This window comes from Saccharopolyspora oryzae, assembly GCF_027853915.1.
In the GTDB taxonomy this organism is placed as follows: Bacteria; Actinomycetota; Actinomycetes; order Mycobacteriales; family Pseudonocardiaceae; genus Saccharopolyspora; species Saccharopolyspora oryzae.
On the sequence record NZ_JAQGLA010000006.1, the window covers coordinates 137,399 to 156,536 of the forward strand.

Annotated in this window: 19 protein-coding genes; 14 read left to right on the forward strand and 5 right to left on the reverse strand. The window is 69.4% G+C overall.

Annotated elements, in window-relative coordinates; genetic code table 11:
- Positions 1 to 160: 160 nt before the first annotated feature.
- The 6 genes from OU415_RS06470 (at position 161) to OU415_RS06495 (ending at position 4,795) form a co-directional block, all read left to right on the forward strand.
- The gene (locus OU415_RS06470; protein ID WP_270947651.1) at positions 161 to 406 is read left to right on the forward strand and encodes a hypothetical protein; all 246 of its coding nucleotides are present in this window, start codon (positions 161 to 163) and stop codon (positions 404 to 406) included.
- A gap of 51 nt (positions 407 to 457) precedes the next feature.
- A complete protein-coding gene (locus tag OU415_RS06475; protein ID WP_270947652.1) occupies positions 458 to 730 on the forward strand; it encodes a hypothetical protein in 273 nt (90 codons plus the stop codon).
- Positions 731 to 781: 51 nt separating this feature from the next.
- Complete coding sequence (locus OU415_RS06480; RefSeq protein WP_270947653.1) at positions 782 to 1,066, forward strand: hypothetical protein; 285 nt, start codon at positions 782 to 784, stop codon at positions 1,064 to 1,066.
- A 264-nt stretch (positions 1,067 to 1,330) separates the two neighbouring features.
- A complete protein-coding gene (locus OU415_RS06485; RefSeq protein ID WP_270947654.1) occupies positions 1,331 to 1,537 on the forward strand; it encodes a hypothetical protein in 207 nt (68 codons plus the stop codon).
- Entirely contained in the window at positions 1,537 to 4,167 is a 2,631-nt protein-coding gene (locus OU415_RS06490) for a hypothetical protein (protein WP_270947655.1), read from the forward strand. The genes OU415_RS06485 and OU415_RS06490 overlap by 1 nt, the downstream gene beginning before the upstream one ends.
- Positions 4,168 to 4,201: 34 nt before the next feature.
- Entirely contained in the window at positions 4,202 to 4,795 is a 594-nt protein-coding gene (locus tag OU415_RS06495; RefSeq protein ID WP_270947656.1) for a hypothetical protein, read from the forward strand.
- Positions 4,796 to 4,859: 64 nt separating this feature from the next.
- Here the strand turns inward: OU415_RS06495 and OU415_RS06500 are convergent, their stop codons facing one another.
- Together OU415_RS06500 and OU415_RS06505 are read right to left on the reverse strand one after the other, a co-directional pair.
- The gene (locus OU415_RS06500; RefSeq protein ID WP_270947657.1) at positions 4,860 to 5,477 is read right to left on the reverse strand and encodes a hypothetical protein; all 618 of its coding nucleotides are present in this window, start codon (positions 5,475 to 5,477) and stop codon (positions 4,860 to 4,862) included.
- A gap of 230 nt (positions 5,478 to 5,707) precedes the next feature.
- Positions 5,708 to 6,331, reverse strand: a complete 624-nt coding sequence (locus OU415_RS06505; protein ID WP_270947658.1) for a hypothetical protein — start codon at positions 6,329 to 6,331, stop codon at positions 5,708 to 5,710.
- Positions 6,332 to 6,444: 113 nt separating this feature from the next.
- On the opposite strand from OU415_RS06505, the gene OU415_RS06510 reads away from it, so the two are divergent.
- The gene (locus tag OU415_RS06510; protein ID WP_270947659.1) at positions 6,445 to 7,200 is read left to right on the forward strand and encodes a hypothetical protein; all 756 of its coding nucleotides are present in this window, start codon (positions 6,445 to 6,447) and stop codon (positions 7,198 to 7,200) included.
- A 55-nt stretch (positions 7,201 to 7,255) separates the two neighbouring features.
- Here OU415_RS06510 and OU415_RS06515 read toward each other — a convergent pair whose 3' ends face one another.
- Complete coding sequence (locus tag OU415_RS06515; protein ID WP_270947660.1) at positions 7,256 to 8,092, reverse strand: dienelactone hydrolase family protein; 837 nt, start codon at positions 8,090 to 8,092, stop codon at positions 7,256 to 7,258.
- 116 nt (positions 8,093 to 8,208) lie between these two features.
- On the opposite strand from OU415_RS06515, the gene glmS reads away from it, so the two are divergent.
- The 6 genes from glmS to OU415_RS06545 all read left to right on the forward strand — a co-directional run bounded on the left by glmS (position 8,209) and on the right by OU415_RS06545 (position 15,350).
- A complete protein-coding gene (gene glmS, locus OU415_RS06520) occupies positions 8,209 to 10,071 on the forward strand; it encodes a glutamine--fructose-6-phosphate transaminase (isomerizing) (protein ID WP_270947661.1) in 1,863 nt (620 codons plus the stop codon).
- 399 nt (positions 10,072 to 10,470) lie between these two features.
- The gene (locus OU415_RS06525) at positions 10,471 to 11,985 is read left to right on the forward strand and encodes an NAD(P)H-hydrate dehydratase (protein ID WP_270947662.1); all 1,515 of its coding nucleotides are present in this window, start codon (positions 10,471 to 10,473) and stop codon (positions 11,983 to 11,985) included.
- Between the two features lie 54 nt (positions 11,986 to 12,039).
- Positions 12,040 to 13,179, forward strand: a complete 1,140-nt coding sequence (gene alr, locus OU415_RS06530) for an alanine racemase (protein ID WP_270947663.1) — start codon at positions 12,040 to 12,042, stop codon at positions 13,177 to 13,179.
- Between the two features lie 16 nt (positions 13,180 to 13,195).
- The gene (locus OU415_RS06535) at positions 13,196 to 14,281 is read left to right on the forward strand and encodes an alpha/beta fold hydrolase (protein WP_270947664.1); all 1,086 of its coding nucleotides are present in this window, start codon (positions 13,196 to 13,198) and stop codon (positions 14,279 to 14,281) included.
- Positions 14,278 to 14,757 (forward strand): tRNA (adenosine(37)-N6)-threonylcarbamoyltransferase complex ATPase subunit type 1 TsaE, encoded by a 480-nt coding sequence (tsaE, locus tag OU415_RS06540; RefSeq protein WP_270947665.1) that lies wholly within the window; start codon positions 14,278 to 14,280, stop codon positions 14,755 to 14,757. The genes OU415_RS06535 and tsaE overlap by 4 nt, the downstream gene beginning before the upstream one ends.
- A complete protein-coding gene (locus tag OU415_RS06545; RefSeq protein ID WP_270947666.1) occupies positions 14,754 to 15,350 on the forward strand; it encodes a DedA family protein in 597 nt (198 codons plus the stop codon). Before tsaE ends, OU415_RS06545 begins: the two co-directional genes overlap by 4 nt.
- On the opposite strand, the gene OU415_RS06550 is transcribed toward OU415_RS06545, so the two are convergent.
- Together OU415_RS06550 and OU415_RS06555 are read right to left on the reverse strand one after the other, a co-directional pair.
- A complete protein-coding gene (locus tag OU415_RS06550; protein WP_270947667.1) occupies positions 15,340 to 16,209 on the reverse strand; it encodes a PhzF family phenazine biosynthesis protein in 870 nt (289 codons plus the stop codon). The genes OU415_RS06545 and OU415_RS06550 overlap by 11 nt on opposite strands.
- Before the next feature lie 181 nt (positions 16,210 to 16,390).
- Positions 16,391 to 17,170 (reverse strand): IclR family transcriptional regulator, encoded by a 780-nt coding sequence (locus tag OU415_RS06555; protein ID WP_270947668.1) that lies wholly within the window; start codon positions 17,168 to 17,170, stop codon positions 16,391 to 16,393.
- Between the two features lie 237 nt (positions 17,171 to 17,407).
- On the opposite strand from OU415_RS06555, the gene aceB reads away from it, so the two are divergent.
- The gene (gene aceB / locus OU415_RS06560) at positions 17,408 to 18,994 is read left to right on the forward strand and encodes a malate synthase A (protein WP_270947669.1); all 1,587 of its coding nucleotides are present in this window, start codon (positions 17,408 to 17,410) and stop codon (positions 18,992 to 18,994) included.
- Positions 18,995 to 19,138: the final 144 nt, after the last annotated feature.

The window sequence follows — 19,138 nt, forward strand, 5'->3', positions numbered from 1 at the left end:
TTGAGTCTGGCCGCCGGTGCTGGCGCGGCAGCGATCGTGGCGAACATGATGATCAAGAAATCGGCCCGGCAGCAGCTCCCGCAGTCGATGCCTCCGCAAGCACCGCAGCAGAGCTTCGGCTACGGCCCCTACCAGCAGTGACGTTTCGCAGGAGGAAGTTGTGCCCGCTCTGCTCGCAATGTTGATCTGCCTGGTCCTCGGTGCCGGCGGGGGTGCGCTGACGGCCTTCTTGATCGTCAAGAGCAAGCTCGGCGCCCAGGCTCAGCCGATGGCCACCCCGCAGCAGGGCTTCGCCCAGCAGCCGCAGCAGTACCCGCCCCAGCCGGGTTACGGCCAGCCCCCGCAGGGCTTCCCGCAGCAGCCCCCGCAGCAGGGATTCGGCCAGCCGCCTTACCCGCCGCAGTGATCTGACGAGTTCCGCAGATCCAGGGGCGGGCCGTCTGACATCATCAAACGCATGCTGGGCGGTTGGGAACTGATCGTCATCCTGTTCTTCTTGCTGGTCGTCGGAGGGGTGGTCGCGGCGATCGTGATCCCGCTCATGCGCCGGACGCGGTCGATGCAACCCCCGCAGCAGTTCGGCTATCCGCCTCAGCAGGGATATCCAGCCCAGCAGGACTACGGTCAACCGCCGCAGATGCCGTACCCGCAGCAGTACCCGCCCCAGCAGGGCTTCCAGCAGCAGCCCCCGCAGCAGGGCTTCGGCCAGCCGCCTTACCCGCCGCAGTGATCTGACGATCGCTGCGGGATCGCGGCGCGTCCAGCTGGCATCATCTTGCGCATGGGTTCACTGGTGGTCTACATCATTCCCGTGCTGCTGCTCCTCGCGCTGATGGTCGTGGCCATCGTCGTGACGATGAAGCGCCGGAAGCAAACGGCCCCGCCGCCGCAGCAGTTCGGCTACCCGCCCCAGCAAGGATTCCCGCAGCAGTACCCGCCCCAGCAGGGCTTCCCCCAACCTCCGCAGCAAGGCTTCCAGCAGCAGCCCCCGCAGCAAGGCTTCCCGCAGCAGCCTCCGCAGCAGGGCTTCGGTCAACCCCCGCAGGGGCCGTTCCCGCCGCAGTGAGTGGGGTCTCTTCGCGGATGCAAGCACCTTGTCGCTTTCCGGCATTTCGCGCAGTCAGACCTGTCAAGATGAGGAACTAGATGGTCTTGATGGGCGTCGAATCGATTGCCGGCGTCGCCGTCCGGGAGATGGGCGGCTCAGTGACGAGAGGGGTGCAGGGTGTCCGGGTTCGGGGCGAACGCGGGTGAATTCACATCCGCTGCGGGCAGTATCAGGGGGGCTGCGGACCCGGTCCGCGACGACCACAGCAAGAAGATCGGCGACATGGGGATGGGGCAAGCCGACTTCGGCAAGGCGCACACGGGGAACTTCGGCCCGTACCAGGAAGCCATGAACAAGATCGGCAAGTGCGTGGCCAGCATGGCCGACGCCATGGACGACTTCGCCGGGAAGCTCGAGAAGACCGGCTCCGGCTACACCTGGTCCGACGCCGACGCAGCGGAGACCGTCAAGGGTTCTGGGGGTAACTGATGGCTGACGACGAAAAGCCGGTGCCGGAGTGGAAGGACATCAAGAAGGTCCTTGATGACCCGGAAGTCCCGGACGACCAGAAGCGGGAGCTGGCGAACGCCTATGCGGCCCAAGATGACTGGGCGGCCTTCGGCATCCGGGACGAAGTCGAGCCGTATCTCGAGAAGTACGACGACGGCTATTGGGCTCCGCAGGGCGATTACTGGTTTGACGACGACCGCGACGGGACGCTGCGGGAGAAGTTCGACACGGCCAAGAAGTCCGCTGACGAGGCGGGCGAGAAGCGGAAGAAGCAGAACGAAGCCGTCGAGAACGGCAAAGGGGCTCTCGAAGACAGCAAGCGCAAGGCCGAGAACGGTGAGAACGGCGGCGCGGGCGCGAAGAGCGGCGACGAACTGCTCGACGCGGGCAAACCGGGGATGAAGTTCTTCGAGACCTGGATCCCGCTCTACGAGAAGATCGAGGGGTATTACGAGGACCGGGAGAAGGTCCCGTCGCTCGACGAGGTCAACAAGCGCTATGACGAGCAGCGCGAGCTGAACTTCGACAAGTTCGCCAAGAACATCGACGACCTCAAAGCTGCCGAGAAGGGCATGCGCGAGTCGATGCAGACCATGTCCGACAAGATGAGCGGTCTGTGGAAGAGCTGGACCGGCGCGGCTTCGGACGCTTCTCAGGACTTCTTCTCGGCCAAGTTCACGCCCACCGCGCAGGAGCGGGTCATCGCCACCGTCAGTGACGCGGCGTCGATGACGCAGGACACCGTCAAGGCAGTCGCGGAGATGATCCGCGGGAAAGCCGAGGCGGTGCTGGGCTACAACGAGCAGGTCAACCAGATCGCGGGGAAGGCGAAGTCGGACTGGGACATCACCATCCAGGTCGGCAACGGCACCGATGACGACATGATCCTGAAGCAGGCGTGCTCGATCTGGGACGTGCAGATCGATGAGAGCTGCGGCGATCTCACCGACGAGGTGAAGGACCAGATCGAGAAGAAGTGCCGCGAAGTCACTCGAAACTCGTTCTGCGCAAAGGGTGTCGAAGCGGTTTGCGAGAGCTTCACGAAGCTCTGCGACGAGACCAAGAAGAACATCGACGAGGCCTGGAAGAAGCTGAACGACGAGCTGAACAAGGCCGAGGAGAACCCGTTCCAGAACCCCGGTGGCAAGGACGATGGCGGGGACAAGCCAAGCGGTGACAAGCCGGGTGGCGATCAGGGCGGTGGAAACACCGGCGGTGGCGGTGGAAACACCGGTGGTGGTGGCGGTACCGGCGCTGGTGGTGGCGGCACTGGCGCTGGTGGCGGCGGTACTGGTGCTGGTGGTGGAGGAATCGGCGAAGGCGGCGGAGGCGGGATCCCGAAGCCGCCGGAAGCGCCGGAGATGCCGAAGCCGCCGGAGATGCCGATGCCTGGTGAAGGCGGCGGTGGTGGTGCCACTGGCGACCAGGAGAAGGTCACGCTCGGCGAGGGCAAGGATGCGGTGAGCGTTCAGGAGCCCGGTCCCGACGGCAAGACTAAGGTCGAGGTGATGGGCCCCGACGGTAAGCCGAAGACCTACGAGGTCGATTTCGGCAAGCAGGACGGTCCCGGGCAGCCTGGACCTGGTGCGCCGCAGACTCCGCCTGGGCAGGCCGGCCAGGTCCCCGGGCCCGGCGGAGCGCCTGGCGTTGGTGGCCAGGGGCCGGAACAGGTTCAGGCCGGGCCCGACGGCAAGGCTGTGATCGAGGAGGACGGCCGCACGCTCACCCTCGAGCGCACTCCTGAAGGCCAGATCAAGGTCAGTGTCGACAACGGCAATGGCCAGCCACCGATGAACCAGACGATCGAGTTCGGCAAGGACTCACCGGGCATGCCCGGTCCAGGCGGTCCTGCCGGAACCATGCCGGAGGCATCCACGATGCCCGCCCCGGACAACGGCCCCGGGGTGCCGGGGCAGGGCGGCGCCGGTGCGATGCCTGTTGGCGAAGGCGGGTTTGGTCCTGCTCCTGGTGGCGGGGGTGTGCCGGGCCCGGCCGACGCATCGTTCGGCGGCGGTGCTGGTGGCGTCGGTGGCGGTGGGGTCACCACCATGCCTGCTTTCAACCCCGACGGAGCTCCGGTCGGAGGTGTCGGCATGGACACCCCGGCGCCCACAACGCCGCAGGCTGCGGGTGTGAACTCGTTCACCCCGATGGGTGAGGGCGTGCAGAACTCGTTCGGCAGCAGCTCCGGGCAGCTCTTCTCCGGTGACGCCCCTGGCCCGCAGCCCGGCGGAGGTTCCCCGGGACAGCACCCTGGTGGCGCGACCGGTGTGTCCTCGTTCGGTGATGCGCCCTCCGGTGGCAATCCGCAGGGAGCCACTGGAGTGTCCTCGATGGGCGGCGATCCGGCTGCAGGCCCGCCGCAGTCCGGCCAGCAAGGCCAGAACCCGAGTGCGGCGGTCGGAGGTGCTGCCGGTGGTGCCGGTGGCGGCGGCATGATGGGGGGCATGGGCATGATGGGCGGCGCTCACGGCGGCCAGCAGGGCGGTGGTGAGCAGGAGCGCTCCAACTCCAGCCCGTGGCGCACCCAAGGACAGCTGTTCGACGATGGTGTCCAGGCTTCCAATGTCCGTTTCCAGTCCGTGCTCGGCGAGGATCGTGAGAAGTGAGGCATGGACGCAGAGCTGACGGAGAGGTGGGTCGGTGACCGCCCTCAGTGACAACGCCAGGGCTTTCCGGAACTCGATGGAAGGCCTGACCAGGCAGCACGCGACGCGAGCCGACGCGATCGAGCAATCCTGGCGAGAATCCGCCAAGGAGGGCGAAAAGGGCGCCAAGGAGGCTTCTGAGAAGGCGCAGAAGCTCGTGGAGCGCGTTCGGGAGCGCGCCGCGCACCTGCGCAGCCTTGACTCGAAGAGCGGGCTCTCGGAGATCTCGGTCGGTGAGGAACCGGAGGTCGAAGACGCCGATCCCGAGGTCGAGCGCTTCTCGCAACAGCTGTACACGCAGCAGAAGCGTGCTGAAGAAGCAGCAGCGACAACGGCGCAGTCGACATCTGGTCAGCCGGTGCACGCCGATCGCGCTGTGCAGCCTCCGGCGGCACCACAGCCTGCGCCGGAGCAGAACAGCAGGTGGAACGTCCAAGCTGGACGGTTCGGTCGTCAGAACCAGCAGCCGACCCCGCCACCGGCTGCAGCTCCGACCCCGCCACCAGCACCGAAACCAGAGCCTCGATCGCGCCGTCAGCCGTCCTTCGACGATGACGACGACTTCGAGAACCAGAGCTGGCTGAGGTGAAACGAGCGACGGCGGGGCAGACGATCATCTGTCCCGCCGTCGTCTTGGCTGGTCGAAGTCGTTTTCACTGGTAGAACTGCACCGGCTGAGCAGGCGCTGCGGCGGCCTTGGGCTTCAGGGCCTTCCGGATGAACGGCAGGAAGACCAACCCGGTCATGACCGCCACTGGGATCAGCGTCGCGATCGCGGCCCACGAGTAGAACGCGCTCGCGGTGGTTTCACCGTATTCCGGCTCCAGGGTTTGGATCTTGTAGATGACCCGCTCGATGTAGAACCCGATGAAGAGCGCTGTTGCGGCGACGAAAAGCCACGGTGCGATCCAGTGGCGGAGGATGAGGGTGACTCCCCCGGCTGCCAGCGCCACACCACCTGCCACGCAGATGATCACCGTGATCACGTTCTTCGTGGTGGCGAAGTCGGCGATGATGATCAGCGAGACGATGATCGCGATCGCGCCGAGGATGATCGCGAAGACTGGTGATGCCGCACGCTTCGATGGCTGCGGGAACGGCTGGCCGGGGTAGTTCTGCGGATGCCCCTGCTGCTGAAACCCTTGCTGCGGCGCGGGTTGTTGGTAGAACGGCTGCTGCTGATAGCCGGGCGGTGGTCCAGGTTGCTGGGGCTGCCCGGGTGGCGGGCCGGGCTGCTGCGGATGCCCGTAGGGCGGCTGTGGCGACGTCATAGCCGCTGATTGTGGCTCACCGGTCCGGGAGAATGGGTGCTTCCCGGCAAGTGTCACCCCAGGTATCAGTCGGTGGTGCTGTTCTGGAACCAAGCCGCCGTCAGCGCCCAAACCGGCGCCGCGTCGCCAACCGGCTTTCGACGATGACGACGACTTCGAGAACCGGAGCTGGCTGAGGTGATGATTCGGGGCCGGAACTCCTCCAGTTCCGGCCCCGGTTTCTCATGGGGCTAGCGCAAGCTGCGTTTGAGCGGTGGGAGCAGGCCGAGTACCAGGGGAGCGATCCCGGCAAGCGCGGTGAAGACGAAGATCATTTTGATCCCGTCGACGATCTTGTAGAAGCTGACTTGCTCCGGGTAGATCTGCACGAGGCTGACGATGCTGCCCGTCCAGTTGAAGATGAAGGCGACCACGGCGGCAGCACCACCGAGCACGGTCAGCAGTGCACCTTTCTTCTTTCCTCGGAACAGCAGGATCGAGCCGAGTACCAGGAGTGCACCACCGCCCATCAGGCTGAGGACGCCGAGGCCGTAGAGGATTTCCCCGGGTATTGACAGCTCGAAGCTGTACTCGCCGGTCCAGTACTTGGACAGCGAAATCAGCCTCAGCACACCGACGATGCACAGGAACACGGCAACGGCGATGCTCACGATCGATGTCGTGATCAGCAGGCCGCGATTGGGCGCGCTTGGCGCCACTGCGGGGTGCTGCTGCCCGTAGGGCTGCTGGTAGCCCTGCTGCGGAAAGGATTGTTGCTGCTGGTAGGGCATCTGCGGAGGGCCGGGCTGTTGTGGGTATCCGGGTGGCGGGCCGGGCTGCTGCGGATGCCCGTAGGGCGGCTGCGGCGACGTCATGGTCGTGATTGTGGCTCGTAGGGACTGGGTTTTGGGCGACGTTCTGGTACACGTCACCCCGGCCTGTCACCTCGCGATCGATCGGCCAATCGCTGGTTGTCTAAGCTCTGGTGGTGCATCCGCAACAGCCGGCTCAGTGGGACCCCCAGCAGGGGCAGGGCTTCCAGCAGCAGCCCCAGTTCCAGCAGCCGCAGCAGTTTCCTCAGCAGCAGCCGCAGTTCCAGCAGTGGCAGCCGGTTCCGAAGAAGAAGAGCCGGGCCGGCTGCATCGTGCTCATCGTGCTCGGCGTGATCTTCCTGTTGGTCGTCGGCGGGATCGCGGGCGGCTACTTCTACTGGCGCAACGGCATCATCAACGAGCCCGCCGGGATGGAGCCCTCGGGCGAGATCGCGGACGCGCCGTGCGATCGGGTCAGCGAGGCCACCTTGCGCCAGCTGCACACCAGCAACCTCGTCGACCAGTCCAATTTGGATGGTGACACCGGCTTCGCCAGCTGCATGTGGCGGGCGACGAAGGGCCAGGACGGGAACAACGAGCGCTACCTGGACATCACCCTGTCCGCGGAGGAGAGCAGCGATCCCGCGGAAGACCTGGCGATGGCCGAGGAGAACTTCGAGAACTACCGGAACACCGACGGTGCGCGCGCGGAGAAGGTGACCGACGTGGAAGGCCCGTGGGACGAGGCGTTCCTGGCCACCGGCACCGAGGTGAAGCAGGCCCTGCTGGTGTTCCGCAAGGGCACCGCCGTCGTCCAGGTCGGCTACGACGGCTACGACAAGGGCTACTCGTGGGAGGACACCCGGATGCCGGCTGCGGACGCCGAGAAGGCCGCCAAGATGGTTGCGGAGGAGTTCGCCGCAGGGCTCTGATCAGCGTCGTGAGTACTTTGGGGCGCTATGGCAACCCAAAGTGCTCACGACCCCGTTAGGCAGCGGTGAGCTCGCCGCGGGTGTGGTCCTGGTCGATCCGGGTGCCCTTGAGGTCGGTGGCCAGCAGGGCCTCGCCGCGGCGGTCACCGGCCAGGGTGCTCAGGAAGTAGGCCGTGAGCAGGGCCTTCGTCGACCGCTGGGTCGCGTACTCGGACTTGCCGTGCAGCACCAGCTGGGTCCAGTGCCTGCCCTCGGTGAAGCCGAGGTGGCTGGCCTTGGGGATGTCGCGCAGCTGCACCGGACCGCCCCAGGCCTGCGAGATCGGCTCGGCGTTGGACACCGCCGGGGCCAGCAGGTCGTTGCCTGCTGCGATGTGCAGACCGGGAACCTTGACCTGAGCCGCGGCCTCGAACGCCGATGGGTGGGTCTCCGCGGCGGCCATCGTCGCGACCGCGCGGATCCGCTCGTCCTCGGCGGCGGCCAGGACCGCGCACCCGCCGCCCATCGCGTGACCGGCGACACCCAGCTTCTTCTCGTCGACGCTGATCTCGCCCTCGCCGAGGCGGACCCCGACGCAGACGTCCAGCGCGGTGCGCAGGTCGGTGGCGAACATCCGGTGCGAGGCGAGCACCCCGCGCTGCGTCGCCGGGGCGGCGACCACGAAGCCCCACGAGGCGAGGTGCCGGAGCAGGCCCAGGTAGCGGCGCGGCGGCTGCAGCCAGCCGTGGCCGAAAGCGATCGCGGGCAGTCCCAGGCCGCTGCGCGGGGTGCAGACGATGCCCGGCAGGCCGACGAGGGCCAGATCACCGTGCAGCACGTCGTGCGGTCCGCGGCGGGACAGCTCTTCGAACGCGTTCTTCGCGGGCGGGGCCTTCTTGGCAGTGCGGGCCATGGTCAGCAACGTTAGCGGACCTGATCGTGCGCGCGCGGTAGCCGCCACGCACGGGGTTCCCCCGGAGGACCGACTCGGACAGGTTCAGACCATATGGGGTAGCTACGCTGGCTCGAGTGTGCGGCATCGTTGGTTACGTAGGACATCGCCAGGCGCTTGACGTGGTGCTCAACGGGCTCCGGCGGCTCGAGTACCGGGGCTACGACTCGGCGGGCGTGGCACTGCTCGACGGTGCGGGCGGCCTCGCCGTGGAGCGCGCTGCCGGCGCGCTGTCGAACCTGGAGAAGCGGCTCGCCGAAGTCGACGGCGGCCGGTTCGCCGGGCACGCCGGCATGGGTCACACCCGGTGGGCGACGCACGGCGCGCCGACCGACCGCAACGCCCACCCGCACCGCGACGCCAGCGGACAGGTGGCCGTGGTGCACAACGGCATCATCGAGAACTTCGCCGCGCTGCGCGGCGAGCTCGAAGCCGCCGGCATCGAGATGGCCAGCGACACCGACACCGAGACCGCGGCGCACCTGGTCGCCGCGGCCTACACCAGCGGTCCGACCGCCGGTGACCTCAGCGCCAGCGTCTGCGCGGTCGCGCGCCGCCTGGAGGGCGCGTTCACGCTGGTCGTGACGCACGCCGCTGAGCCGGACAAGGTCGTCGCGGCGCGCCGCTCGTCGCCGCTGGTCGTCGGCGTCGGCGAGGGCGAGCACTTCCTGGCCTCGGACGTCGCGGCGTTCATCGAGCACACCCGCGACGCGGTGGAGCTCGGCCAGGACCAGGTGGTCACCATCACCCGCGACGGCTACCGGGTGACCGACTTCGACGACGTCGAGGTCGAGACCAAGCCGTTCAGCGTGGACTGGGACCTCTCGGCCGCCGAGAAGGGCGGCCACGACTACTTCATGCTCAAGGAGATCGAGGAGCAGCCCGAGGCCCTCGAGAACACCCTGCGCGGGCACTTCACCAACGGCAGCATCGTGCTCGACGAGCTGCGGCTGACCGAGCAGGACCTGCGCGACGTGGACAAGGTCTTCGTCGTCGCCTGCGGCACCGCCTACCACTCCGGGCTGCTCGCCAAGTACGCCATCGAGCACTGGTGCCGGGTGCCGGTCGAGGTCGAGCTGGCCAGCGAGTTCCGCTACCGCGACCCGGTGCTGGGCCGCGACACCCTGGTGGTGGCGATCTCCCAGTCCGGCGAGACCGCCGACACCCTGGAAGCGGTGCGCCACGCCCGCACCCAGCGGGCGCGCGTGCTGGCGATCTGCAACACCAACGGCGCGCAGATCCCGCGCGAGTCCGACGCGGTGCTCTACACCCACGCCGGTCCGGAGATCGGCGTCGCGGCCACCAAGACGTTCCTCGCGCAGGTCGCGGCGAACTACCTGGTGGGCCTGGCCCTGGCGCAGGCGCGCGGCACGAAGTACTCCGACGAGGTGGCGCGCGAGTACTCCGAGCTGGCGTCGATGCCCGACGCGGTGCGCCGCACGCTGTCCACCGTCGACCAGGTGCGCAAGCTCGGCCAGGAGATGGCCGACTCGAAGGCGGTGCTGTTCCTGGGCCGCCACGTCGGCTACCCGGTGGCCCTGGAGGGTGCGCTCAAGCTCAAGGAGCTCGCCTACATGCACGCCGAGGGCTTCGCGGCGGGTGAGCTCAAGCACGGCCCGATCGCGCTGATCGAGGAGGGCCTGCCGGTGGTCGTGGTGATGCCGTCGCCGACCGGCCGGTCCCTGCTGCACCAGAAGATGGTGTCCAACATCCGCGAGATCCAGGCCCGCGGTGCCCGCACCATCGTGATCGCCGAGGAGGGCGACGAGACGGTGCGGCCGTTCGCCGACGAGCTGATCACCATCCCGGCGGTCCCGACCCTGCTGCAGCCGCTGGTCTCGACGATCCCGCTCCAGGTCCTGGCGGCGGAGATCGCCCGGGCCCGCGGCTACGACGTCGACAAACCGCGAAACCTCGCGAAGTCCGTCACCGTCGAGTGATCTCATCCCGCTGAAGGGCACCTCCGATCCCTTCGGAGGTGCCCTTCGCGCTTCCGCCGTCACCCGGTGACGCAAATTCAATGGAAATCGAAGGTCCGATTTCCATTGAATTTGCGGGAGTTCTCCACAGGCAGGACGACTTGTCCACAGGTGTCGGCGTGTCGGGGTCTGGAGGTCCCGACACGCCGGGGTCCCGACACGCCCGGGTGTGCAGTTTCAATTGAAACTGTAAATCCCAGGCACGGCGGATCGCAGTTTCAATTGAAACTGTGGTCTGGAGCGGTCGCGGCGGAACCTGGGCGGGGGGGTGAAATGCCCGGGGGGAGTGGGGTTGTTCGTCGTTGGTGGGGCGAGGGGCAGACTGTGCGCAATCGTCGTGCCGTGATGAGGGAGGACGCGATGCACGGAGTGTGGACCCCGGACCAGATCCGCGCGGCCGAACAGCAGTTGTTCGCCGAGACGCCGGAGCCGGTCGTGATGCGCCGCGCCGCCTACGCGGTCGCCGTCCACACCGCGCGAGTGCTCACCGACATCACCGGCGGAGTGTCCGGTCGCCGCGTTGCGCTGCTGGTCGGGGCCGGGAACAACGGCGGCGATGCGCTGTGGGCGGGAGCCTTCCTGCGTCGCCGCGGAGTCGGCGTCACCGCCGTGCTGCTCGCGCCGGAGAAGGCGCACGCCGCCGGGCTCGCCGCGCTGCGGCGCGCTGGAGGCCGGGCGGTGTCGGCCGAAGGCCCGAGCCCGGACACCTCGGGGATCGGCGCCGATGCGGCGGACGCCGTCGAGCGGGCCGACGTGGTGGTCGACGGGATCGTCGGGCTGTCCGCGCGCGGGGCGCTGCGGCCGACCGCGGCCGAGCTGGTGCGCCGGGTGGTGGTGCCGGGGATCGCCGTCGCCCTGCCCAGCGGCGTCGACCCGATGACCGGGGCCGTCGACGGGCCGGCGGTGTCGGCGGATCTGACGGTGACCTTCGGCGGCCGCAAGCCCTGCCACGTGCTGGGCGAGGGCGCGGTGCGCTCGGGGGAGCTCGAGGTCGTCGACATCGGGCTCGACGACCACCTGCCGGACCCCGAGCTCCACGTGCTGCAGCCCGCCGAGATCGGTGCGGCTTGGCCGGTTCCGGGGCCGACCGACGACAAGTACACCCAGGGTGTGATCGGCGTCGCCGCCGGTTCGGCGACCTATCCCGGTGCTGCGGTGCTGGCCAGCGGGGCTGCGGTGCAGGCGACCGCCGGCATGGTCCGCTACGCCGGTCCGGCCGCCGACGTGGTGCGCTCGCACTGGCCGGAGGTGGTGGCGACCGGGTCGGTCCGCGACGCCGGGAAGGTGCAGGCGTGGGCCGTCGGCCCGGGGATCGGCCTCGGCGCCAGCGGGCGCGACGTCCTGCAGCACGTCCTGGAGTCCGGGCGGCCGGTGTGCGCCGACGCCGACTCGATCACCCTGTTCGCCAACGACCCGACGCTCTGGGACGCCCGCGACCCGGACACCCCGCTGGTCCTGACGCCGCACGCCGGTGAGTTCGCGCGGCTGGCCGGGCACGAGCTGGGCGCGGACCGGGTCGAGGCGGCTCGGGAGGTCGCCGCGCGCTTCGACGCGGTGGTGCTGCTCAAGGGCAACACGACGATCGTCGCGGCCCCGGACGGCCGGGTGCTGGTCAACGACGCGCAGCACTCCTGGCCCGCGACCGCTGGCTCCGGCGACGTCCTGACCGGCCTGATCGGCGCGCTTCTGGCCAGCGGCGTGGAACCCTGGCTGGCCTGCGGTTACGCCGCCCACGTGCACTCGCTGGCCGCGGACCTCGCCGCGCACGCCGGATCCGTCGATCCCGCCGCGGTCGGCGCCCCGATCGGGGCCTCTGCGCTGCTGGAGGCGGTCCCGATGGCGATCCGCGAGGTCCGCCGGGCTGCCCTGGGCTGATCTGCACCGGTTGTCGGTATTGGCGGTCCGGCCGTGTGCGACGATGACCGTGCCATGAGTGACCAGCCCGCGTACCGCGCCGACCTGCGCATCGACGTCGGCGCGATCCGCCACAACGTGAGGGTGCTCTCGGCGCGTGCCCGCGAGTCGGGTGCTCGCACGATGACCATCGTGAAGTCCGACGGCTACGGCCACGGCGCGGTGACCGTAGCGCGCGCCGCGCTCGAATCCGGCGCCGATCAGCTCGGAGTCGCTTCCGTCGGCGAAGCGCTGCAGCTGCGCGCCGCCGGCATCACCGCTCCGGTGTTCTGCTGGCTCTACGCCGTGGACGAGGACTTCGCGCCCGCGATCGCCGAGGACGTCCAGCTCTCCGCGTCGTCGCTGACCGGTCTGCAGAAGATCGAGGCGGCGGCCGCGGCGCAGGACCGCGTCGCGCGGGTCCACCTCAAGATCGACACCGGGTTGTCGCGCAGCGGCTGCCCGGGCGAGCTCTGGCCCGCGCTGGTGGAAGCCGCCGCGAAGGCCGAGGCCGACGGGAACGTCGAGGTCGTCGCGGTGTGGTCGCACCTGGCCTGCGCCGACGAGCTCGGCCACCCCTCCATCGACGAGCAGGCCGCGCGGTTGCAGCGCGCGTACGAGCAGGCGCGCGCGGCGGGGCTGGACCCGATCCGGCACATCGCCAACTCGGCCGCCGTGCTCACCCGCCCCGACCTGCACTTCGAGCTGGTCCGGCCGGGCATCGCCGTCTACGGGCTGGACCCGGTGCCGCAGGACGGCGACCACGACCTGCGCCCGGCCATGACCTTCCGCTCCTCGGTGGTGCTGACCAAGCGCATCGCCGCTGGTGAGAGCGTTTCCTACGGGCACACCTGGACCGCGGACCGGCCGACCGGGCTCGCGCTGGTCCCGGTGGGCTACGCCGACGGCGTGCCGCGCACCCTGTCCGGCCGGATGTCGGTGTGGCTGGCGGGGAAGCGGCGTCCGGTGCGCGGCCGGGTCTGCATGGACCAGCTGGTGGTCGACATCGGCGACGACGAGGTCCACGAGGGCGACGAGGTGCTGCTGTTCGGGCCGGGCGACCGGGGCGAGCCGACGGCGGCGGAGTGGGCCGACGAGATCGGCACCATCCACTACGAGATCGTCACCGGCATGTACCGCCCGCGCGTGACGCGAACCGTCGAGGACGAGACGTGATGAGCCTGGAGTCGGTGTGAAACCCGTCTGGCAGGCGCTGGCCTGGACGAGCGGTGTGCTGGGTGCCGCGGTCACCGGCGCCGCGGTCGGCGTCGTCGCGCACAGCACGCGGGTCGCCGGGCAGCGCGAATCCGCGGAGGACCCGCACGCCGACGAGCCGCTGGGCCGGCTCCGCCCGACCCGGCAGTCCACTGTGGCCGCTGACGACGGAGTTCCGCTGGCGGTGCAGGAGATCGAGCCCGCCGACGGTGGCGAGCCGGACCTGACCGTGGTGCTGGTGCACGGGTTCGCGCTGGACTCCCGCTGCTGGCACTTCCAGCGCCGCGACCTGCCGGAGCTCACCGATCCGCGGGTCCGGGTGGTGCAGTACGACCAGCGCAGCCACGGCCGCTCCGGGCACTCCACCAAGCGAAACAGCACGATCGAGCAGCTCGGCCGGGACCTCGACGCGGTCCTGCGCGCGATGGCGCCGAAGGGACCGATCGCGCTGGTCGGGCACTCGATGGGCGGCATGACGATCATGGCGCTGGCCGAGCAGCGCCCGGAGCTGTTCCGCGAGCGGGTCCGCGCGGTGGCGCTGATCGGCACCGCGGCCGACTCGGTCGGCGCGGCCGGGCTGCCCCGGACCTGGCTCTCGCGCGTCAACCCGGTGCCGCGCGGGCTCGCGCTGCTGTCCAGCATCCAGCCCGACCTGGTGGAACGCACCCGGCGGGCGGGGGACAAGATCACCTGGAGCCTGATCCGCTCGCTGTCGTTCGGGGACCGCAAGATCTCGCCCGCGGTGGTGGACCTGATGGCGGAGATGATCGGAGCGACCACGGTCGAGGTCGTCACCGACTTCCTGGAGACGATCGGCCTGCACGACCGCAAGACCGCGCTCGCCGCGCTCCGGACCTGCGAGGTGCTGGTGCTCAGCGGCGACGCCGACCGGGTCACGCCGTTCTCGCCGCACGCCGAGAGCCTGGCCGCCGAGCTGCCGGACGCGACGCTGGTGCGCGTCGAAGGAGCGGGCCACCCGGTGATGCTGGAACGGCCGGAATTGGTCACCGAGCAGTTGACCGCGCTGCTGCGCAGGGCGGTGGGGAAGGTGAGCGGGAAGTGAGTTCTGCGCTGCGGATCGCGGAGTTGCCGCAGGAGGCCGACACCCTCGAGTTCGGCCGACGGCTGGGCGCTGCGCTGCGCGCCGGCGACCTGGTGCTGCTGGACGGGCCGCTCGGCGCGGGCAAGACCGTGCTCGCGCGGGGGATCGCGGCAGGCATGGGCGTCACCGGCAGGGTGACCTCGCCGACGTTCGTGATCGCGCGGGTGCACCGGCCGGATTCCGGCAACGGCCCGGCGCTGGTGCACGTCGACGCCTACCGGCTGGGCGGGCTGGACGAGATCGACGACCTGGACCTGGACACCGACCTCACCGAAGCCGCCGTGGTGGTGGAGTGGGGCGAGGGCCTGGCGGAGCGGCTCGCCGACAGCCACCTGATGCTGCGGATCCGCCGTCGTCCCGACGACGTCCGCGAGGTCGCGCTGGAGCCGCACGGCGAGTCGTGGGATGCGCGGATCCCCGAATTGCTCGGCCGGTGACCGATTTCCTGTCCGGGATCCCCGGTCCGGTCGCGCTGATCGCCGGAGTGCTGGTGCTGTTCGCCGAATCCGGCCTGGTGATAGGGGTTTTCCTGCCGGGCACGGGCACCGTCCTGGTACTCGGCTGGTTGGCCGGGCAAGGCGTGGCGCCGGTGTGGCTGGCTGCTGTCTGCGCGGCGAGCGCGACGGCTTTGGGGTGCCAGCACGGCTTCTACCGCGGTCGGCGCGGCAGCTTGCTGCGGCGCGAGTTGGTGAAGCGCTTGGGGGAGCAGCGGTTCGAGCGCTTGGTGTCCGCATTGGACAGTCGCGCCGAGGTGACCGTTTCGGTGTCGCAGTGCTTCGCGGCGGTGCGAACCCTGGTGCCGCGGCTGGCGGCCCGGACCCGCATGACCCACCTCCGCTTCACCCTCTGCAACCTCCCGGTCGCGATCACCTGGGCGACGACCCTGGTCCTCCTCGGAGCCTGGTCGGGCGACGCCTACGAACGGGTGGAAGCCATCGCGGGCCTGGCCGGCCTCCCGGTCGTGGGCATCGCCGCAGCGGTCGCCCTGACGGTCTGGTGGCTCCGCCGCAGATCCCGGCTCAGCGCTTGATCCGGGTGGCCGTGCCGGTGACCCGGATCTGGTCGTGGGCCTCGGAGATCTCGACGTCGAGGATGCTGGGGCGGCCCATGTCGAAGCCCTGGTGGATGCGGAAGCGCGCCGGCGGGGTGATCAGGCCGCGGTGCTTGAGGTAGCCGCCGAACGCCGCCGCTGCCGCACCGGTCGCCGCGTCCTCCACCACGCCGCCCGGCGGGAACGGGTCGCGGGCGTGGAAGAGCTCGGGGCTCTCGCGCCAGACCAGCTGCAGCGTCGCCCAGTCCTGGTCGGCCATCAGCTTGCCGAGGCGGTCGAAGTCGTAGGACAGCGCCGCGAGCTTGGCCCTCGTGGACACCGCGAGGACGAGGTGGTCGTTGCCGCCGAAGGCCACGCTGGGAGGCAGGTCCGGGTCGAGGTCGTCGCGGGTCCAGCCGAGCGCCGCCAGCGCCTCGTCGAGGACGGCGGGGTCGACGTCGCTGACCGAGGTGGGGACGCTGGTGAGCGTCGCGGTGTGCCGGCCGGAGTCGTCGACCTGGGTGTCGACGGAGACCAGCCCGGCCCGGGTGTGCAGGTCGAACGGGCCGGTGCCGTCGCGTTCGGCCAGCGCGACCGAGGTGGCGATCGTCGCGTGCCCGCAGAAGGCGACCTCCGCCTTCGGGCTGAAGAACCGGACGTCGTGCGCGCGCTCGCCGCGCGGGAACAGGAACGCGGTCTCGGAGTACCCGATGTCGGCGGCGATCCGCAGCATCTCCGCATCGGTCAACCCCGACGCGTCGAGCACCACTCCGGCGGGGTTCCCGCCCTGCGGATCACTGCTGAACGCCACCAACCGCTGGGCCTCGACACCCGCCACCTGCTCCGTCGCATCGCTCATGCCCCCTCCAGCACGGAACCCCCACCCCTTATTCCCCCGGTCGTGTGGCACGGGACCACAGTTTCAATTGAAACTGCGAAACCTCGTGGCTGGGGTCTGCAGTTTCAATTGAAACTGTAAATCTCCACGCGTAGATCTACAGTTTCAATTGAAACTGTGGTCCTGGGCGGGTTTTCGGAGGTCAGGGCGTGTTGTTGGCGCTCAGTTCGGCGGAGAGGTCCTTGGCCAGGCGTTGCATCAGGGGGACGACCTCGTCCGTCGAGATGCGCAGCATCCGGCCTTCCGGGCCGCTGATCGAGATCGCCGCGCCCGCCGGCGCGCCGGGGACCGCGACCGCGTAGCAGCGGACGCCGACCTCCTGCTCGCCGTCGTCCAGGGCGTAGCCCTGCTGGCGGATGCGGTCCAGCTCCGCCTGCATCGACTCGACGGTGACGATGGTGCGCTCCGTCTGCGGGTGCATGGTCGTGCGGGACAGCAGTTGGGTCACGGTGTCCGGCGGCATGGTGGCCATGACGGCCTTGCCGACCGCCGTGGCGTGCGCGTCGACCCGGCGGCCCACCTCGGTGAACATCCGCATCGAGTGCTGCGAGGGCACCTGCGCGACGTAGACGATCTGCTCGCCGTCGAGCACCGCCATGTTGGAGGTCTCGCCGGTCGCCTCGGTGAGCTCCGCCAGGTAGGGGCGGGCCCAGGAGCCGAGCGCGCGGCTGGCGGTTTCGCCGAGGCGGATCAGCCGGGGGCCGAGCGCGTAGCGGCGGGACGGTTGTTGGCGGGCGTAGCCGTTGCTCACCAGGGTGCGCATGATCCGGTGGATCGTCGGCAGCGGTAGTCCGGACTTCTCGGCGAGTTCGGACAGCGCCACCTCGCCCCCGGCGTCGGCCATGAGTTCCAGCAGCTCGAAGGTGCGTTCGACGGACTGCACCCCTCCGCCCTGGCTTGCCCGTTGCGGGCCCGTGGTCATCGCAGAACTCCCTTTTCGCCCTTCGGACTGACCGAAGTCTAGTCCGTGACGGGTGTGACAGCTCATGTTGCTTCGAACGCTATACGGAAACTAACATCCACGATGCAGAAAAACATTACGGGCGTACCGCAAGCGGAACGGGCGTCGCGCAGCCTCGGGTGCGCGCAGGTCCGCCACGCGGCAAGGTGAGCCATCAGCCACCGTCTGGAACCCGGCAGCAGAAAGGGTGGACTTCTCATGTCCGAAACGGCAGCAGGAGTGCAGGTCATCGGCGGCGCCGTCGAGCGCGGGGACGAGATCCTCACCAAGGAAGCGCTCGAGTTCGTGGCCGGTCTGCAGCGCGCCTTCGGCGCCCGGCGCGACGAGTTGCTCGAGCGCCGCAAGCAGCGCCGTGCGGAGGCCGCCGCCAAGGGGCGGCTGGACTTCCTCGAGGAGACCCGGCACATCCGCGAGGGCGACTGGCAGGTGGCCGCGCCGCCGGCCGACATCGCCGACCGCCGCGTGGAGATCACCGGCCCGACCGACCGCAAGATGGCGATCAACGCGCTGAACTCCGGCGCCAAGGTCTGGCTGGCCGACCTCGAGGACGCCAACACCCCGCACTGGCGCAACGTCGTCTCCGGCCAGGTCAACCTCTACGACCTGGTGCGCAAGCAGATCGAGCTGGTCACCGACAAGAAGACCTACAAGCTGCGCGACGACGTCAAGCACGCCGTGCCGCTGGTGCGCCCGCGCGGCTGGCACTTCGACGAGAAGCACGTCCTCGTCGACGGCAAGCCCGCCGTGGCCGCCCTGGTCGACTTCGGCCTGCACTTCTTCCACAACGCCAAGGAACTGATCAGCCGCGGCAGCGGACCGTACTTCTACCTGCCGAAGATGGAGAGCCACCTCGAGGCTCGTCTGTGGAACGACGTGTTCACCCACGCCCAGCAGGAGCTCGGGGTTCCGCACGGCTCGGTGCGCGCCACCGTGCTGATCGAGACCTACCCGGCCGCGTTCGAGATGGAGGAGATCCTCTACGAGCTGCGCGACCACTCCGCGGGCCTGAACGCCGGTCGCTGGGACTACCTGTTCAGCGTCATCAAGACCTTCCGCGACTCCGACAAGTACATCCTGCCGGACCGCAACTCCGTGACCATGACCGCGCCGTTCATGCGCGCCTACACCGAGCTGCTGGTGCGCACCTGCCACAAGCGCGGTGCGTTCGCCATCGGCGGCATGGCCGCGTTCATCCCGACCAAGGACGACTCCAACGCCGCGGCGATGGACAAGGTCCACGCGGACAAGAAGCGCGAGGCCGGCGACGGCTTCGACGGTTCCTGGGTCGCCCACCCCGGTCTGGTGCCGATCTGCTTCGAGGAGTTCGACGCGGTGCTGGGCGACAAGCCCAACCAGATCGACCGCACCCGCGACGAGGTCTCCGTGACCGCCGACCAGCTGCTCGCGGTGGCCGAGACCCCGGGTGAGAAGACCATCGAGGGCCTGCGCGCGGCCGTCGACGTGGGTGTCCGCTACATCGTGTCCTGGCTGGGCGGCAACGGTGCGGCGGCGATCCACAACCTGATGGAGGACGCCGCGACCGCGGAGATCTCCCGGTCGCAGATCTGGCAGTGGCTGCACAACGACGTGGTGCTGGCCGGCGGCGAGCGGGTCACCGCCGACCTGGTTCGCGAGACGCTGGCCGACACCGAGAAGCAGCTGCGTGCCGAGGAGGGCTTCCCGGTCGAGAACCTGGGCCGGGCGGTCGAGCTGTTCGAGCAGGTGGCGGTCGCCGACGAGTTCGTCGACTTCCTGACGCTGCCCGCCTACGAGCAGATCGACTGATCGAACTGCGGTGATCGGGGGTCGTGCGTCCTCCCGCGATCTCAGCGGAATTCCCGCTGCGATCGCGTTCCGGGGACGCGCGGCCCCTTCGCTGCAGCCGAGCTGGGCAGCCGGGGACGCCTCCCGGCTGTCGAACCGAAGGGA

Bases quoted from the DNA above. Each gene is read 5' to 3' on its own strand.
- aceB (WP_270947669.1), top strand. From the start codon at position 17,408: ATGTCCGAAACGGCAGCAGGAGTGCAGGTCATCGGCGGCGCCGTCGAG.
- OU415_RS06475 (WP_270947652.1), top strand. From the start codon at position 458: ATGCTGGGCGGTTGGGAACTGATCGTCATCCTGTTCTTCTTGCTGGTC.
- OU415_RS06500 (WP_270947657.1), bottom strand. From the start codon at position 5,477: ATGACGTCGCCACAGCCGCCCTACGGGCATCCGCAGCAGCCCGGCCCG.
- OU415_RS06480 (WP_270947653.1), top strand. From the start codon at position 782: ATGGGTTCACTGGTGGTCTACATCATTCCCGTGCTGCTGCTCCTCGCG.
- alr (WP_270947663.1), top strand. From the start codon at position 12,040: ATGAGTGACCAGCCCGCGTACCGCGCCGACCTGCGCATCGACGTCGGC.
- OU415_RS06525 (WP_270947662.1), top strand. From the start codon at position 10,471: ATGCACGGAGTGTGGACCCCGGACCAGATCCGCGCGGCCGAACAGCAG.
- OU415_RS06550 (WP_270947667.1), bottom strand. From the start codon at position 16,209: ATGAGCGATGCGACGGAGCAGGTGGCGGGTGTCGAGGCCCAGCGGTTG.
- OU415_RS06555 (WP_270947668.1), bottom strand. From the start codon at position 17,170: ATGACCACGGGCCCGCAACGGGCAAGCCAGGGCGGAGGGGTGCAGTCC.
- OU415_RS06490 (WP_270947655.1), top strand. From the start codon at position 1,537: ATGGCTGACGACGAAAAGCCGGTGCCGGAGTGGAAGGACATCAAGAAG.
- OU415_RS06485 (WP_270947654.1), top strand. From the start codon at position 1,331: ATGGGGATGGGGCAAGCCGACTTCGGCAAGGCGCACACGGGGAACTTC.
- OU415_RS06505 (WP_270947658.1), bottom strand. From the start codon at position 6,331: ATGACGTCGCCGCAGCCGCCCTACGGGCATCCGCAGCAGCCCGGCCCG.
- OU415_RS06515 (WP_270947660.1), bottom strand. From the start codon at position 8,092: ATGGCCCGCACTGCCAAGAAGGCCCCGCCCGCGAAGAACGCGTTCGAA.